This is a genomic window from Variovorax sp. J31P207 (assembly GCF_030316965.1).
GTDB classification, from domain to species: domain Bacteria; phylum Pseudomonadota; class Gammaproteobacteria; order Burkholderiales; family Burkholderiaceae_C; genus Variovorax; species Variovorax ginsengisoli_B.
In genome coordinates, this window is the sequence record NZ_JASZYN010000002.1 from 290,265 (window position 1) to 307,652 (window position 17,388).

Genomic DNA, 17,388 nt, shown 5'->3' on the forward strand with positions numbered 1-17,388 from the left:
ACATGCCCGCCATGCTCGCCAGCCCAGCACAGTCCGCCCCGCCCGCGAGGTCGCGCACGCAGCATCTTTCGCTGCTCCTGCTCATCGGCGCCCTGCCCTTCAGCGACTTCCTGCAGACAGGTGTCTTCGCCTTCAACGCCGCGCCCATCATGGGTGATCTCGGCGCCAGCCCCGAGGAATACAGCCTGGTGGCCACGTTCTACGCCGTCACTGCCATTGGCATGATCTTCAACCACCGCTGGCTGGTCGAGAAGATGGGCTGGCGCTGGTTCATGCGCTGCGCGAGCTTCTTGTTCGCGGTTGGCGCCATCGTGTGCGCCACGAGCGACACGCTGGCCACCTTCGCAGCCGGACGGTTGATCACGGCGATGGGCTGCGCCTCTTTCTTCACTGCCGGGCGCGTGCTGGTGAACCTCATCCCGCCATCGCCCAAGCGATTCACCGGCGTGAAGTTCTTCGCTTCCGGCATTGCGTGGGGTGGCGTGTGCGGCCCATTGCTGGCATCGGCGGCGCTGTCGGCGCAAGACTGGCGTCTTGCTTTCTCGGCGCAGGTGGTGCCTGCGGCCTTGATCACGCTGTTCGGTGAACTCTCGCTGCCGCACCTGCCGCCGCCGACGCGCGCGCCCTTCGATGCGCGCGGCCTCGTCACGCTGGCGGGCGGCAGCGCGTTCATCCTGTTTGCATTGCAGCGCAGTGCCTTCGACTTCTACTCCGAGAGGCCGACGCTGTATGCCTATGCGTCGATCGGCCTGCTCGCGCTCGTCTTCGCGGTATGGCTGGTGCTACGCAGCGAACTGCCTGCCATCCGCCTGCACGAAATGTCGCAGCGCCGCTACCTTGTCGGTCTGGCCGCCTTCGGCGTCAGCTACGCGCTACTGGGCGGCAACAACACGGCCGTGCCGCTCCTGCTGTTGCGAGGGCTGAACCTGCCACTGGAAGTCATTGGCCGCTACGTGGCCGTCGGCGGCTTGGGGGGTGTGATGGTTTGGATCCTGCTGGCCCGCCTGGTGCCGCGCAACCCGGGGCCAACGCGCTACTACGTGCTGGGATTCTCGCTGCTGGCCGCCTGCGGCGTCCTCCTGGGGAGGCTCAGCGAAACGGTGGACCCCGAGGCCCATTTGCTGCCGGCGCTCCTGTGCAACGGCGCCTTCGTGATCGCGGTGCTTTCGACGACAGCCGTGCAGACCTTTCGTGACCTTCAGCGCGACGAAAGCCTGTTCTCGCATGCCAACCAGGTGAAGAACGTGCTCGCGCAATTCGGCGTGGCCGCGGGCATGTGCGTCGCAACGCTCTTCATCCAGTGGCGCACCACCCTGCACTACGCGCGCGTGGGCGAGGCGCTCGGCCCGTCGAGCCTGGCGCTGCAGGAGACGCTGCGCATCCTCGCACTGCGCTACAGCGCCACGCACGACCCCGAAACAGCCGCCCGCATGGCAACCGCCACGGTCAACGGACTGCTGCAGCAGCAGTCGAGCTTCATGGCCGCGCTGGACTACTTCGTCTCGATCGCCGCCGTGGCGGGACTGTGCCTGTTGGCGGTGTTGGCGGAACGCGTGCTTCGCTACCTGCGGCGTACCGCTACATCGTCAGCGTGACCCACGCCCCCGCGGTCGCTCGGGAGCCGGATGTGTCATCGACCCTGCCCGGCAGATTTCCATTGGCGAACCACCGTCGTCACCAGCCGAGTCACCATCGCGCGGGTGTCCGACCATTCCATCGTCCGTGTCATGCATGGGAACACGATCGCACCGTGAACCGCGGCGATCAACATGTCCGCCGCGAGACGGGAGGGCATGGGGGCTCGCGGCAGGGTGCGGAAGAATCCGTCAACCGTCTCGTAGTAAAGGTCGAGGCTCTCCTGCACGACTGGGGACCTGCCGAACGGGAGCGCGCCCGGTGCAACCTTCGGGTCCTGCGTCGATGGCGCGGGAAAGATGATCAGGAAATCCTCCATGTGCGCCAGCCAGTAGTCCGCGGTGCCGACGAAAAGCTTCTCAACGCGCCTGGCGGGATCGCGCGTCCGGGCGATGAGCCTGCGCAGCTGCTCCGTCGCGGCATGCATGTCGCGCGAACGCACATGGAAGAAGAGTTCGCGCTGGTCCGCGAAGTACTGGTAGATCGCGCCGGGCGCATAGCCCGCTTCGGCGGCGATCATCCGAAGCGATACCCGCGAGGGGTCGCCCTCGGCCAGCAGTCGGCGACCGGCCGCGATGAAGGCGTCCCTGACCTTGGCCTTGTCCTCCGGCGTCCGGGCACGGCTGAGTACCTCGTTCTTGGGTTCGCGGAAGGACATGGCGCTGAAAGATCGGTGAGAGTGGCGGAGAGACGTATAGGGTGGCCCGGTGGCCTCACTTGCCGAGGTCGCCCGGAGCGCTGCCTGGGTGCTTGACAATCGCTGACATCTTAATCGAACGCGTTCATTTATGATGCGATCCGGCGCATGAATCGTGTGGCGCCACCTCAAACGGAGCGATGCCAATGTCCTCGAATCCCGCCAACCTCATCGACAACGATGTCCTGCTCGAGCAAGCGCTTCGATGTGACGCCCGATCACCGCGTCTCGACAAGTTGCAGCTCGGCCACCTGCGCCACATCGAGAACCTTGCCGCCCGCCCTGACGGCGACTGGTCGCTGATGGGCACCGCAGACCCGGGCCAGGAATGGCTGGACGCCTATCGCTACCAACTCGCCAAGATGGTCTATGCGCTCGGCCTCGCCCACTACCACCGGCTGCCTGCAGCCCCGTGCATCTTCCAGCCGCTCATGCAGACGTTGATCCGCAAGATGCTGCGGCGCGATGTCTGGGGTTATTGGAAGGAAACGAGCCAGTCGGGCCCCTTCCTCGATCCAGGCCTTACCGAGCTGCGAGCGCCGTGGATCGATCCGGTGGTGAAGGAGAACATCATGTACAGCGGCCATCTGCACGCGATGACCGGCATGTACGCGGTCCTGTTCGACGACGACCGCTATGCGCAGCCCGGCGCCCTCACATTCGTCCACCAGCCGATCTTCTATGGCCTGGGTCCGCAGACGTTCGAGTACGACTTCCGGAAGATCAATGACACCATCTACTGGCAGATGGTCGAGAACGGCTGGCTCGGCGTGGCCTGCGAGCCAAACTGCATCTTCCTGATCTGCAACCAGTTTCCGATGCTCGGTTTCAGGTTTCATGACCTGCGGCACGGCACACAGCTCGCCGAGGAAGCGACCTCTAGCTACCGCGCCGCCTGGCAGCAGAAGGGCATGCTCGACGAACACGGACACTTCCAGTATTTCTGGCGCCAGAAGCAGGACGTGTTCTTCTCGCCCGGCCGGGCGATGTCCGACACCTGGCTCGGCGCGGTGATGAACGCCTGGAATTCCGAGATGATCCAGTCGCTCGCGCCGGCGCAGGCCACGGACTGGTTCAAGCACCATGCCGACGGCACGGTGTCGCTGCGGCCGCCGACCGTGGTGAAGGCGCGGCGAGAGGCGCTGGCCGCGGGCACTGCGCGTCCCGCCGACGAGGACACCACCTACAACTTCGGCGCTCCCGAATTCGGCTACGCGGTGATCTGGGCTTCGGAACTCGGCAATCAGCCACTGCTGGATGGCCTCCTGGCGCATGCCGACCTCTACATGGATCCGACCTGGGCGGACGGCGGCCTCTACTACCCCCGCCACGATGCGAGCTGGGACGCCGAAGGCCACATGCGCTACATGGACCCGTTGACCGGCAATGCGTTGATTGCCTATGGGCGGCTCAACGTCGCCAACGGCTTGCGCACGCTGTACGAAAAGCCTTGGGATGCCAGGCACTTCGAGCAGCCGGTCGTGAGCGCCATCTCACCCGGCTTCGACCTGCTGCGGGCGCGCTTCGACGCCGAGACGCAGGCGCTGGCCTTGACCTTCAGTCCACGCAAGCCGGGCCTGCAGTCCTTCTCGCTGACCATTGATCGTGTCGACGCCGGTCGCCGCTGCCTCGTGCTGCGCGACGGTGCGCAGGTCGATCGTGAGAGCGTCGGCATGAGGGTCGAGGACGGCAACATGACGCTGGCGTTCGATCTGAACGGGAGCACCGACATGATCCTCGCATGGGAGCTGCAATGAGCACCCCCGCCGCCGCGGGTGCCGCGCCCGGGTGCTGCTGCGGCGGCACGCCAGCCGCCCTTGCGACGCCGCCCGTGAAAGGCGCCTACGACCTCGTCGATCACTTCGGCCAGCCAGTCACCGAGCGCAGCTATGCGGGCCGCTTTCAGCTGATCTTCTTCGGCTTCACCCATTGCGCCGTCGTCTGCCCGCGCGAGCTCGCCAAATTGACGCGCACGCTCGACCTCCTCGGAGAAGAGGCAGCGCGGTTGCAACCGCTCTACATCAGTGTCGATCCGGAGCGCGACACGCCGGCGCGCATGCGCGCTTTTCTCGCCGACTACCACCCCTCCTTCGTGGGACTGACCGGCACGCGCGCGCAGGTCGACAGCGCCAAGGCCAACTTCAGGGTCTTCGCCAGGCGGAAGGAGGATGCGGAGGCCCCCGGCGGCTATGTCGTGCCGCACACCGCATTCACTTACCTCCTCGACCGCGAGGGGCGGTACCTTGCCCACTTCGGCGACAACATCGATCCCGTCACCATGGTCCGCAAGCTGGCCATGGGCGAGGTCGAGCAAATGCATTCGTCGTCATCGCCGACGAGCGAAGGCAACGATTCGGAAGGCCAGTGCGGAGCGGTGTGATCGACGGTTGGCGAATCGGGCCTCGGCCTTTCACCGATGGAGATACCTGAACCGGCGCGGCGACTCACCCATATGCGCTGTGAACACCCGGGTGAAATGACTCTGGTCGAAGAACCCGACCTCCAAGGCGATATCGGACATCGGCCTGTCGGTCGACCTGATCAAGGCAGCCGCTGCCTGCACGCGGCGCGACAGCACGTATCGATGCGGCGGAACGCCCACGCTCTGCTTGAAGGCGCGCGAGAAGTGGCACGCTGAAAGACCCGTCAAGGCAGCCAGCTGAGCGACGTCGATATGCTCGCAAAGATTCTGGTCGATATGCTCACGCACACGATGCAGCGCAGATGGAGCAATACCACCTCGCGGGGTGGTGCTGCGTTTCCGACGGGCATTCGCATCATGCGAGTCACCCAGCGTTCGAGGCAAGACCATCGTCCCCATCAGGCTGCACACCGTCCTCAGCAGATCGTCCTGACGGCAGCTGTACGGCAGGCATGCGCTTACGCCGTGAGGCAATGCCTGTAACCCAGGCGCGTCATCCCTCGACGCTGTCAACAGGACGATCTGCGGCCGCGCTCGCGCGGGTGCGGGCCACGCCCCGGGGTCACTCCGAGTCGACCGCGGCAGTGAGGCGGAGTCGGCGATGATCAAGTCGATGTCGTCAAGCCGGTTGGCGAAGTCGATGTCATCGCCCTCCGTGTTGCACTGGATCTCGCAGTCGCGCAACTGCTGCATCGTCGCCACCAGACCCGCAGAAATCAGAGCGTTCGAATGCGAGATCAGGATGCTCATCGCCGAGGAGCCGGGCCAGGCAGAGACAACATGCGTTCTCATGGGAACTCCGGATTCTTTGTGCAGGTAGGGCCTCCAGCTTGACGTCCTTCCGCCCTTGCACGATGTCCGATCGGGAAACTCGGTATGTCATCTGACAAAGACGGCCCGGGTTGCCGGGGCGATCGCGCTGCACAGCGCCGATGACTACTATGTCAAGTGACACGCGGGCACTGGCACTTTGCCGGACTGGAAGCACCCAACTGAGGTTCAATGCGACCTGAGACCAAGGGGAACCCGACGAAATGACCAATGCGCGCCGCATTGCGGTGATCGAGGGAGACCAGCTCGTGCGCGAACTCGTGCGAAGGTGGCTTGGCGATGCGCGTCATGTCGTCGAGCTGCATTCCGTGTCTTCCACGATCGGTGCAGTCGACCTCATAGTCGCTGACGTCGCGAACCCCCGCGCTGCCTCGCCACTTCTCGTCCGGCTTCTTCAGACGCATTCGAACATCCCGGTCCTGCTGCTGTCGGCGAGGTTTCGCGCAGGCCAGGGCGGCTCGGTACAACTCGCCACCGAACTCGGCGTGGCCGCGGTCCTTCCGAAGCCATTCACCCAACGTCAACTGCTCGCCGCGGTCCGGCAGTCGCTGACCATGCGGGGAAAGGCCAGGAGTCAGCCCCGCAGCACATCGACGAGAGCTTCGAACGAATAGCCCTTGCCGCGCGCCGTGAGAATGAATGTCGGCGATTTCGGATCAGGCTCGATCTTCCTGCGCAGGCGCCCGACTTGAACGTCGATGGCCCGATCGAACACTTCCGCGTTGTAAAGCCGGGACGATTCGAGCAGTCGCTCGCGATCCAGTACGGTCCGCGGGGCGGTGAGGAACGCGACCAGCAGGTTGAACTCGCTGTTGCTCAACGTCACCGTGCGTTGGAGCGGGGAAGTCAATCGCCGCAATCGGATGTTGAGCTCCCAGCCGGCGAAGCGATAGGCCCGCACGCTTGCGAGCGTGTCGGACATCCGCTCGTGCATTCGGGTTCGGCGCAACAATGCGCGAACGCGTGCCAGAAGTTCTCGGGGCGAGAATGGCTTGGTGACATAGTCGTCGGCACCCAGTTCGAGGCCCATGACCCGATCTGCCTCGTCGAGCCGGCCGGTCAATATGATGATCGGGATCTTGGAGCGCTCGCGAAGGCGGCGGGCAATCTGGAGCCCGTCCTCTCGTGCGAGCCGAAGGTCCAGGACAACAATGTCTGCCGAGTCCCGGGCCATCAACCCGGTCATCTCGCTCTCGTTCGTTGCCGTGCTCACGCGAAAGTCATGGTCGCCAAGGTAGCTGCTGATGAGGTCGAGCACATGGGGATCGTCATCGACGGCGATCACATGGGCGGGCGATGTCGAGGTCAAGGCCTGCATGACGGGCCACCTTTCATGATGCTGGCTCGGACCGCGGAACGACCCGCAACGCGTCCGAGAGGGCCAGGGCGAGATCGCGCCGCGAAAGCGGCTTTGCAAGAATGACGTCGGCGCCCAACTTGCGGGCCTTTTCAGCAGTCGATCCGGCCAGGAACCCACTCATCAGGAGAATCGGCACCTTCACGTCCAAGCCTCTCACGGCATCGATGAATTCCATGCCGGACATATGGGGCATCCGAAAGTCAGTGATGATTGCATCGAAGGACCCGGCGTCCTGTCGAAGGGCCTCCACCGCCAGTTCAGCCGAAGTGTAGGCTGCGGGTCGATAGCCGAGCTCCGACAGCATGTCGCTGGTCAACTGGACGAGGGGCTCCTCGTCGTCGACGATCAGGACGCGCTCGTTGTTGCCCCGTGCCGCAGGGACCGACCGTTGCTCGTACGGCGCTGCCCTCTCGCCCGCGCGCGGCAGGTATGCATTGAAGCAGCTGCCAACATCGAGTTCGGTCGACACGTCGATCGCGCCGCCAAGTTCAGTGACGATGCCATGGACGAGCGAAAGACCGAGCCCCGTGCCGGTGCCGACGTCCTTCGTCGTGAAGAACGGATCGAATATCCGGTCTCGAATGCTTGGGTCGATCCCTGCACCGTTGTCGCGCACGGACAGCACGATGTAGTCGCCCGGCGCCAACGGCCCCGTGGTGGCCATCCTTTCCTCCTGGATGGATGCGCACGACAGCTCGATCTTCAGGCACCCGGAGGACCGCATCGCCTGGATGCCATTGGTCGCGAGGTTCATCAGGAGCTGGTGGACCTGGGTGGGGTCTCCGATCATGGTCGCGCTGCCGGAGCCCAGCCGCGCGGTCACTTCCACATGCGATGGGCGCATGGCCTCCAGCATCGCCAATGACTCCGCAACGACGCTTTCGACGTGCACCACGACGCGCGCGCCGACACTGCTGCGACTGAACGTAAGGATGCGCTCCACCAGGGCACGCCCCCGCTCCCCGGCCGACAGGATTCGTTCCAGATCGCGGCGCATTCTGCTGCCTGGCCGCGTGTTCTTCATGGATGCTTCGCCGAAGCCGAGGATGACCGCCAGGATGTTGTTGAAGTCGTGGGCCACGCCGCCCGCGAGCGTGCCCACTGCCTCAAGTCTTTGCATCTGCTGGATCGCGGCTTCCGTGCGCCGACGTGCATCCACGTCACTGACCGATCCTGCCATGCGTGTCGGCTGACCTTCGTCGTCGCGCAGGCAGACGCCCCGAAGCCGGATCCAGCGATAGACGCCATCTGGGTGCAGGATGCGCCATTCGCTGTCGTAGCTGGCGACTTGGCGGTCCAGGTAGTCGCGGAGCAGTTGGTTCTGACGTTGCTCGTCGTCTGGGTGGAGGCTCACCATCGCGCCCCATTCAGCCCGCGGCCGTATCAGGGCACCGTGCTCGAGGCCATAGAGATGCTGCGCGCGATGGGACAGGAACATCCGGTCCGTGCGCATGTCCCAGTCCCACAATCCGTCGTTGGATCCCTCCGTCGCAAGGGCAAAGCGTTCTTCGGACTCACGCAGGGCGGCCTCCCCGGCCTTCCGCTCGGTGATGTCGCTGACCGAACCCGTGTACCGCCTGGGTCGACCCTGGTCATCGCGGGACAGCAGCCCATTCGTATGGATCCAGCGCACCTCGCCATGGCGAAGCAACCTGAGCTCGATCTCGAAGCGGGATCTTCCGCTCGCGAAGTGCTCAGCCACCGCCGCCTCCCATCGGGGACGGTCGTCGGGATGGAAAGGAAAGCGCTCGAGAAAGTCCTGCCTTCCATTGAAGCGAGTATCAGGGGGAAAGCCGTAGATCTCGAGCATCCGCGGCGAAGCGTAGTACTCATCCGTCTCGGCGATCCAGTCCCAGTGCCCGTCGCGCGCAGCTTCCATGGCCAGCGAGTGGCGTCTTTCCGATTGCTGCAATGCAAGCACCGCGCTCCGTTGTTCGGTCACATCCGAGGAGATGCCGCTGACCCGTCGCGGCCCGTTGCTTTCCTCGCGCAGGAAGACACCACGCTCATGGATCCAGCGAATGCATCCCGAGGGCGGGAGCACCCGGAATTCGACGTTCCAGCCTGCACGGCCGTCCGATAGCACCCATTCACCGAAGGCGGCGCGAACACCGGATCTATCGTCCGGATGGATGCCCTCCATCCATAGGCGCGGATCCTGGTAGAGCCGTTCCAGGCTGACACCCCATATGCGCTCGAAGCTGGGACTTGCGTACAGCACGCGCTCCGGCTCGGTCTCCATGATCCATATGACGTCAGGCGTGGCATCCACCATCGCGCGGAACCGCCCCTCGCTTTCGCGGAGCGCACGCGCGGTCCGTTCGGCGCTCTCCTCCGCGAGTTGGCGTTCGTGGTTCTCGCGTTTCAGTTCGCGATAAAGCCGGGCTTTTTCCAGCGCGATGGCCGCTTGCGCAGCCACCAGCCTGAGCACTGCAATGCGCTTGCTGGTGAAGGCGCCGGTGATCAAGTCGTTCTCGAGATAAAGCACTCCGGCCAGGCGCGCTTGCTCGAGCAACGGCAGGCACAGCACGGACCGCGTGCCCCGTTGCTGGAAATAGGTCTCCCCTGCGTGATCCGGCGAATGGCATGCATTGTCGAGAAGGACGGCTTGAAGCTTCTTCGTCACGATCTCCAGCACCGACGCCGGCCGGGGCACCTCCGGATTCATGCCATCGGAACGCGCGACCCGGACGCTCTCGCCGAGAACCTCCGCCTGTGCCTCGAACTGCATGCCGCCCGGGCCGCGCAGGAACAGCAGTCCACGCTGGGCGCCGGCGTGCTCGAGCGCCACCCGCATCAGGGTTTCGATGAGGCGTTCCGAGTCGATCTCGCTGGAAATGGCCTCCGAGACGGCGATGACCGTTTCGAGGTCGAGCGATCCGACGAATGTGCGCGACGGGTCGACCGCCCCCACAGGCGCGTTCTCGAAGAGCCAGGGGTTTTCGCGCTCGATGACTTTGACCTTGCCGCCGGCGTCCCACCGGATGTACGCGGAGTGCGCCTGACGCAGGTAGGTCTGCGCGACTGAGGCCAGGCCCCTTGCGGCATGAAACCTCGCTGCCATCTCGTTGGCCAATGCTTCGGTCCAGGTGCACGCATTGGCGCGCGCGAGGCGAACGGCCTCCTCGAAATGGAGCTCGGCATCCAGGTCCCGGCCCTCGCAGCGCGCAAGTTCAGCCTCGACCAGTTCGCTCTTGTCCGCGAAGGTTGCAGGATTGCAGACACGCCAAGCCCTGAGCCGTTGAAGGTGCGCCATGACGGTGGCGCAGGTCAGCGCCCTCGCCTTCGGTGTCGAAATACCCGTTCCGGCGCCGGCGGCGAGCGCCGAGTACAGGTGGTAGTTGACCAGCTGGCTCTGGACGGCCGAGGACATCCAGGGTGTTGCCTTTCGAAGCGCTTCGCGGGCTTCCTCGAACCTTCCGGCGATGAACCGAAGTTGGCCCTTGAAGACCCAGTACCAGAAAGCCAAAGTCGGCATGCGCCCATCGACGAGGCTCGACTCGAATTCGGCTTCCTCGAAGCCCTCGCCATCGAAGGTGCCGAGTTCCGGCGTGAGGCCCCTCAATGCCGCCACGAAACGCTGTTGCGTGACAAGTTCATCGACGACGTCGCGGAACTGCGCGCGGCGAACGAACTCGAGATGACCCTCGATTTCCCTTGCAACGTCTTCGAGACGGTCGCCTCGGACCAGAAGATCGTTGACGGTGTGGTGACAGGCCCAGCAGGCGACGGCGATGTCGCCGCGGTCCATGCCAGCCGCAAGTGCCGCGCGGCCGGTGTCGACAGCGACGGAAATCGGTTTCGCCCAGACGCTTGCGAGCTGCAACGCAAGGACGGTCTTCGCCTCGCTCGCGGCGAAGCCGTGCTTGTCGACGATGCAGCGCGCCAGCTCCGCAAACCGATAGCCCTCCAGGTAGCGACCGAAGTGTTGGCCGATCATGACGCCGAACCAGGCGAATCCCTGCGCCGACGCCGGCGTCAACCCGTGCTGCAACGTCAGCCGCACCATCCGGCAGAGATGCATGACCACGAGTCCCGCGTCGGTGAAGTAGGAGAAAGAAAAAATCTCACCCAGCACCTTCATGGCCGCTGCGACCTCGGGATCCGATGACACAGGCAGGTCGACAAGCCCTTCGATGGGGCGCGTCGAGAGCAGCGCCATCGTTTCGGCAAATGTGCGGTCCACCTCCTCGACCGGCGGGTGGAGATCGATATCGACCCCGAGGCGCTTCAGGCAACTGACCGTCTGCTCCGCAGCTTCGGTGTAGCGAGAACTCACGACGTAGAGTTCGATCAGCCGTCCTCCTATGGCTGCGCTTTCCAGAGGGGTGCGTTCGCCCCGGATGAGGCGGCGCAGCGCACGCTCGGCGGGCTCGACCAGACCCGCGAGGAAATCGCTTTCCGCGCAAGTCAGTTCGAGCTCGAAGCTGATGCGTCGCTGCCGCACGTGACCCTCTGGGCCCAGCAGACCGATGCCTGCCTTTGCGAAGCCGCGGGCCGCGGCATGCGCCGTCGCCGTCAGTGCGTTTCGCGCCGCCTTCAGGTTCAACCCGGCGACCTCGTCGCGTTCCGCCTGCGATCCCAATGCGACAGCTCCGAGGTTGAACTGCCGCACGAGGTCGAAGCCGCCTGCGTCCCCGGTGCGATCGGAGGCGGCCATCGCCATCCCGCGCAGGCGACGGGCGATCTCGAGGTGCTCCGCCGCGCGCCGATCGTGCGGGATCATTGCATAGGCGGCTTCCTGAACGCGGTCATGGAGAAATCGATACTCGCCCGGTGATCGGAGGCACAGGCCTCCAATGACGGCGGGCCACAGCGCCTCGTGCAGATCATCCTGGGTCGACCCGGCCACATGCGCCAGGGTCGCCGCCGGACTGCGGATGCCGAGGCACGCGAGTAGCTTCACGGCCTTGCGGGTTGTGGCCGGCAGCTTGCGGATCCGTTCGATCATCAGCGCAGGCAAGTCGGCTTGATGGGAATGGATGCGAAGGCGTGCCACGTCCCAGACCCAGTCGCCCGAATCGTTGCGTCGCTCGAAGAGCCCTTCGTCCGAGAGCCCGCTGATGAACTGCGTGGCAAAGAAGGGGTTTCCGGCGCTGGCCCGATACACCAATTGCGCGACTTCGGCACAAGTCTCCGGCGTGCGGGCCAGCGTGTCGCCGACCAGGTTGCCGATTTCTCCGGCCAGCAGCGGCGCGAGGAATATCTCCTCGACGTCCGCCATCCGGGTTCGCAGTCTTTCCAGCCAGGCAGCCAGCGGACGATTGGATTCGATCTCGTTGCTTCTGTAGGCGCATATGAGCAGCAGCTTCAGGCCGGACTCGGCGAGCAAGGCGTGGTCGATGGACTCCAGCGTCGCGCTGTCCGTCCATTGGAGGTCATCCAGAAACAGGATGAATGGCAACGGTTCCGAGCCGAAGACTTTGAGAAACCGGGTCAGCGTCGTCTGGAATTGGACCTGATGGTCGCGAGGCGACAGATCCGGCAGTGATTGCTGGGGACCGAGAAGCTCTAGCAGTTGGGGCGCCATGTTCGCGATGATCCGACCGTTGGCCAGCACGGCCTCGTTCAGCCGTGTTTGCCAGGCTTCACGCTCGATGGGAGGCAGGGCAAGCAGCGGCTTCACGAGGGCCTGAAGGGCCTGCGCCAAGGTGGCATGGGGCACCTCCGATCGATACTGATCCGCCTTGCCTGAGGCGAAAAATCCGCTCCCCGCGGGCACCGATCGCTGAAACTCGGCGACGAGGGCCGATTTGCCAATGCCCGAGTACCCGGACAGGAGGACGATCTTGACCCGGTCCTGCGAAGCCGCCTTCGTGAGTGCATTTCGCAGCGCTGCCAACTCGCGATCCCGTCCATAGAGTCGCTCCGGTACACGCAGTCGACTGCGGCTCTCCGATGAGGCCAGCACAAAGTCATCGATCTGCCTGCGCGTCGACCAGGCGTGCATGGACAGGCGCAGGTCTGCTTCGACCCCCGCCGCGCTTTGGTATCGGTCCTCCGCAGCCTTGGACAGCAGCTTGAGCACGATGCGTTCCAGCATCGGCGGCACGCCTTCCACGATCGTCGTCGGCGCCTGTGGCGGCTTGGCGAGGTGCGCGTGGATCAGTTCGCGAGCGTCCGTGGAGAGAAAGGGCAATCGCCCCGTCAATAGTTGATAGAAGAGGACGCCGAGCGAATAGAGGTCGCTGCGGGAGTCGACGCTGTGGTTGATTCGCCCGCTGATTTCGGGCGACGCGTGGGACAGCGCCGAGGTGCCGGGGCCTTCCTCTGAACCTGAAGCCGTCGATAGATTGCCGTACGAAGCGGCCGCGTTGGCGAAGCCGCTGAGCCAGGCGCGCCCGCTGGACATGTCGACGAACACGTTGACGGGACGAAGATCCCTGTGAACGAGTCCGGCGTCGTGTGATCGTCGAAGCGCTTCGGCGACCCCCACCGCAACGCGCAGAAAGCGCTCGATCTCCCAAGGCTCTCCGATGGCGTGCTCGAGCACTGCGCCTCCAGGGTCCGTCATGCGCAGTTCCTGCCGTTCATCGGTGGCAACCAGCGCATAGGGAACGGTGGCCCAGGACGTTTGCAGGCGCTCGCGCAACAGGAACTCATGCTGCAACCGCTGGAGCGACGCCAAGCTCGGATGCACGCGCGTGCGGCGAAGAACGTACCGACCCGCAGCGACGTCCGAGTGGCGGATGAGGCTCGTGTCGCCATCGTCGTGCAGCTGAATCTCCGTCGCGGAGGCCGCGGCGGCACGGCTCAGGATTTGAACGGGAGGGTCGTCCATGCCCGGATTGGACGCGAATTTCCCGACGAATAGCCTATCGGACGCTGATTTCTTTGAACGACGGATGTCAGCTGACACAAAACGCGGTCAAGGCCTTACTGGCGCCCCCCGAACGATAGGGGGTAGGCGCTGGTACGGAGCTTGAGCATCGGGTCCGCGGCCTCGATGCCTGCATGCGGCACGCCGGGCAGAAAGAGCGTCGCTTTGTCGGTTGCTGCATCATCCGCGAGCGTCGCGACGGCAAGTGTCCCCAGCTTGACCAGTTTTCGCTCGTCGGGCCATGCGATGGAAGGATCCTCAATCTTGTCGCCGTCGTCGGCAATTTGAGCGAACCAGTCGAAGGCAATGGCGCCTTTGGCCAGCCGTAGGGACAGTTCGTCGCGCAGGTAGCCCGGCCCCTTCGCTTTCAACTCCTCCGTCGTCAGGTAGTGCTCGCCGTCGCGCGGCACGAAGCGGTATCGGACGAAGACCGATTTGCCGGCAGCGTTGGTGAACTTGAACGAGTTGACACCAAAATAGGCGGCCGTCGCATACGAGACCGGGGGCGGCTTCTGACTGGTCAGGAACGTCTTGGCGACCGGATGGTCCGCCAGGAATCGCTCCACCGCCGTGGGATGGGGTGCATCGCCCCCCGATGCGCCAATGCTGCGCAGCAAGGCGGCAAACTCGTCGCTCGTCGACGTCGGGAAGCCGTTGTAGCTATGGCTGACGATATCGAATTCCTCGCCGTCTCTTGCTTTCACCTTGACCGCAAAGCCGCGTGGGTTGGCTTCCGGAATGGTGTCTGGAATGTCGGGAATGCCTGTGAAGTCGGAAAACCGTACGGTCATCGGCAACGGTCCGCGCGCAAAGATCGTTGCTTTCGACAGCGACCCGGCACCAGGGTCCGGGCTGAAGGTTCCTCGAAGGATGACGCCCTTGGCATGGACAGCGCGGGCGCGGTGCACGCCGAATGCAGAGTGCAACGCATCGACGAGATCGCCAGGGGACTGATTTGGAATTACAGACTCGGGGGCAGCACCTGCCTCGACAGGCGAGGCCGCCGCCATGAGCCCGGCGATCGCCATGGCAGTCCCGGCACCAAGTTGCGCTGCGCGAAGGCAGAGTGTGCTCTCGGAGTCTTTGTCCTGGTCGCGCATATAGCCCCTTTGATGGTGAATGAAGTGATGTGGATCTTTTCAGGGTCGGCTATTGGCGTCTTTGATGGAACGAGTGTGTTTTGGCGAATTCACGCTGCATTCCGTGGATGCAGACTGGCACCAGCGAACAGAGGCACAGGGCCTGGTCGCTGGTGAAGGAAGCGAAGGTCACGATCGACCAGGTTGTCATCCTGTCGCGCTTGCGCCAAGATCGACCCGGCCCGCGGGAGGGGGTCCGTCGATGAGCCTTGCCACCAACGATCCGGGCCAACAAGCCACAACCGCACGCAAGCCGCCGCCCTGGGGCCTCTACCTCGCCGCGCTGGCCATGGTGGCCGTGCTGGCCCTCCCCTTGCCGGACGGCCTGCCGGTCGCCGGGCACCGCATGCTGGCCATCCTGGTGTTCGCGATCATCGTCTGGATCAGCGAGTCGGTGAGCTACGAAGCCAGTGCCATCATGATCACCTCGCTGATGGCGGCGCTGGTCGGGCTGGCGCCGCAGGTCGGCGACCCTTCCCGCCTCTACGGCACCTCGCAGGCCCTGGGCATGGCGCTCGCGGGCTTCTCGAGCACGGCGCTGGCGCTGGTGGGCGCCGCCCTGTGCATCGCCGCCGCCATGACCATCACCGGCCTCGACCGGCGCATCGCGCTGGTCACGCTGTCGATCATCGGCACCACCACCCGGCGCATCCTGATCGGCAGCATCATGGTCACCATCGTGCTGTCGCTGGTGGTGCCGAGCGCCACCGCGCGCAGCGCCTGCGTGGTGCCAATCATGATGGGCGTGATCGTTGCCTTCGGGGTCGACCGCCGCTCAAACATCGCCGCCGGCATCATGATCACCGTGGCCATGGCCACCAGCGTCTGGAACGTCGGCATCCAGACCGCGGCGGCGCAGAACCTGCTCACGGTCGGCTTCATGGACAAGCTGCTCGGCGAGCGCGTCAGCTGGCTGCAATGGCTGATCGCCGGCGCGCCGTGGGCCGTCGTGATGTCGATCGTGCTGTACTTCATGGTCCGCTGGCTGCTGCCGCCCGAATCAGAGGCGATCGCCGGCGGCAAGGAAGCCGTGCAGAGCGACCTGGAGGCCCTGGGCCCGATGACCGGTCCGCAGAAGCGGCTGGCCGCGGTGTCGGTCGGCCTGCTGCTGTTCTGGGCCACCGAGGGCAAGCTGCATGACATCGACACCGCCTCGATCACCTATGTCGGCCTGGTGGTCCTGATGCTGCCGCGGCTCGGCGTGATGGACTGGAAATCGCTGCAGGGGCGCATCCCCTGGGGCACGCTGATCGTCTTCGGCGTCGGCATCAGCCTGGGCACGGCGCTGCTGTCGACGCAGGCGGGCCAGTGGCTGGGCCGCTTCGTGGTCGCGCATTCGGGGCTGGCCACGCAGGGGCCGGTGATGGTGTTCGCGATCCTGTCGGCTTTCCTGATCGTCATCCACCTGGGCTTCGCCAGCGCCACCGCCCTCACCGCGGCGCTGCTGCCGATCCTGATCTCGGTGCTGCAGACCCTGCCGGGTGACATCAACAAGGTCGGCATGACCATGCTGCTCGGCTTCACGGTGAGCTTCGGCTTCATCCTGCCGATCAACGCGCCCCAGAACATGGTCTGCCTGGGCACCGAGACCTTCAACGGCAAGCAGTTCGCGCGCGTCGGCGTGCCGATCACGATCGCGGGCTATGCGCTGATGCTGCTGTTCGCCGTCACCTACTGGCACTGGCTCGGCTGGACCTGAAGGCCCTCGCTCAGGCGGCCGTCGGGTCGAAGAACCGGCGCGACAGGCCAGCCCGCCCCGGATAGAACTTGAAATAGGGCCGCGCCTGGTCGATCACGGCCGCGACCGACGGGTGATCCATCAAGCGCTCGAAGTAGGCCGACAGTTGCACCCGCTGCGGCGGCAGCGGCAGGTAGGTCGCGGCATAGAACAAGGCCGGCGCCGCAGCGCAATCGGCCATGCTGAACGCGTCGCCAGCAACCCAGGTCCGACCCTCGAGGCGGCGGTCGATCATGGCGTAGGCCATCGACAGGGTGTCCCGCGCCCGGGCCACGCTGCGCGGATCGCGGTCGCCTTCGGGCTTGAGCAGGTCGGCCGTGAACGCCTGCATTGGCGTCATCACGTAGAGGTCGAAGAGGCGATCCCACAGGCGCACGTCGAGCGCGTCGGCGGCGTCATGCGGAATGAGCGTACGGCCGCCAGCGGCGTGGCTGTGCTGCAGGTGCTCGATGATGATGCTCGATTCGGGCACCGGCCGCCCCTGGTCCACGAGCAGCGGCATCTTGCCGGTGGGCCACAAGGCCAGCCAGGCGTCGCGCTCGGCGGGGTTGCCCAGGTCGAGCAGCCGCTTGTCGACCTCGACCCCGAGCAGGTCGATCGCGATCAGCACCTTCTGGCAGCAGGACGACAGGGGGTGGTAGTGCAGCGTGAGGGCGGTCATGGCGACCCGCATCGTGTGCGAATCCGGCAAGTTGTCAAGCCAGGCGGCAAGCAAAATACTTGTGTATTGTCACTTTATGATAATC

11 protein-coding genes are annotated in these 17,388 nt (G+C 64.9%); 5 read left to right on the plus strand and 6 right to left on the minus strand.

The features are described 5' to 3' along the window. Window positions 1-2: 2 nt before the first annotated feature. A complete protein-coding gene (locus QTI68_RS06990) occupies window positions 3-1,595 on the plus strand; it encodes an MFS transporter (RefSeq protein WP_286520567.1) in 1,593 nt (530 codons plus the stop codon). Window positions 1,596-1,630: 35 nt separating this feature from the next. Here the strand turns inward: QTI68_RS06990 and QTI68_RS06995 are convergent, their stop codons facing one another. Continuing rightward, complete coding sequence (locus tag QTI68_RS06995) at window positions 1,631-2,293, minus strand: TetR/AcrR family transcriptional regulator (RefSeq protein ID WP_286520568.1); 663 nt, start codon at window positions 2,291-2,293, stop codon at window positions 1,631-1,633. Window positions 2,294-2,478: 185 nt separating this feature from the next. On the opposite strand from QTI68_RS06995, the gene QTI68_RS07000 reads away from it, so the two are divergent. Continuing rightward, window positions 2,479-4,089: a linalool dehydratase/isomerase domain-containing protein gene (locus QTI68_RS07000; protein ID WP_286520569.1), complete on the plus strand. Its 1,611-nt coding sequence runs from the start codon at window positions 2,479-2,481 to the stop codon at window positions 4,087-4,089. Next, window positions 4,086-4,712, plus strand: coding sequence for an SCO family protein (locus QTI68_RS07005; protein ID WP_286520570.1), 627 nt, complete (start codon window positions 4,086-4,088; stop codon window positions 4,710-4,712). The genes QTI68_RS07000 and QTI68_RS07005 overlap by 4 nt, the downstream gene beginning before the upstream one ends. Window positions 4,713-4,742: 30 nt before the next feature. On the opposite strand, the gene QTI68_RS07010 is transcribed toward QTI68_RS07005, so the two are convergent. After that, window positions 4,743-5,504: a helix-turn-helix domain-containing protein gene (locus QTI68_RS07010; protein ID WP_286520571.1), complete on the minus strand. Its 762-nt coding sequence runs from the start codon at window positions 5,502-5,504 to the stop codon at window positions 4,743-4,745. Between the two features lie 284 nt (window positions 5,505-5,788). On the opposite strand from QTI68_RS07010, the gene QTI68_RS07015 reads away from it, so the two are divergent. Continuing rightward, the gene (locus QTI68_RS07015) at window positions 5,789-6,199 is read left to right on the plus strand and encodes a response regulator transcription factor (RefSeq protein WP_286520573.1); all 411 of its coding nucleotides are present in this window, start codon (window positions 5,789-5,791) and stop codon (window positions 6,197-6,199) included. Here QTI68_RS07015 and QTI68_RS07020 read toward each other — a convergent pair. The 3 genes from QTI68_RS07020 to QTI68_RS07030 form a co-directional block, all read right to left on the minus strand. Beyond that, window positions 6,160-6,903, minus strand: a complete 744-nt coding sequence (locus QTI68_RS07020) for a response regulator (RefSeq protein ID WP_286520574.1) — start codon at window positions 6,901-6,903, stop codon at window positions 6,160-6,162. The genes QTI68_RS07015 and QTI68_RS07020 overlap by 40 nt on opposite strands. A gap of 13 nt (window positions 6,904-6,916) precedes the next feature. After that, entirely contained in the window at window positions 6,917-13,726 is a 6,810-nt protein-coding gene (locus QTI68_RS07025; RefSeq protein WP_286520575.1) for a PAS domain-containing protein, read from the minus strand. A 95-nt stretch (window positions 13,727-13,821) separates the two neighbouring features. Beyond that, window positions 13,822-14,865, minus strand: coding sequence for a catalase family peroxidase (locus tag QTI68_RS07030; RefSeq protein ID WP_286520576.1), 1,044 nt, complete (start codon window positions 14,863-14,865; stop codon window positions 13,822-13,824). Window positions 14,866-15,106: 241 nt separating this feature from the next. On the opposite strand from QTI68_RS07030, the gene QTI68_RS07035 reads away from it, so the two are divergent. After that, entirely contained in the window at window positions 15,107-16,603 is a 1,497-nt protein-coding gene (locus tag QTI68_RS07035) for a DASS family sodium-coupled anion symporter (protein ID WP_286520577.1), read from the plus strand. A gap of 10 nt (window positions 16,604-16,613) precedes the next feature. On the opposite strand, the gene QTI68_RS07040 is transcribed toward QTI68_RS07035, so the two are convergent. Continuing rightward, on the minus strand, window positions 16,614-17,303 hold the full coding sequence (locus tag QTI68_RS07040; RefSeq protein ID WP_286520578.1) for a glutathione S-transferase family protein: 690 nt from the start codon (window positions 17,301-17,303) through the stop codon (window positions 16,614-16,616). Window positions 17,304-17,388: the final 85 nt, after the last annotated feature.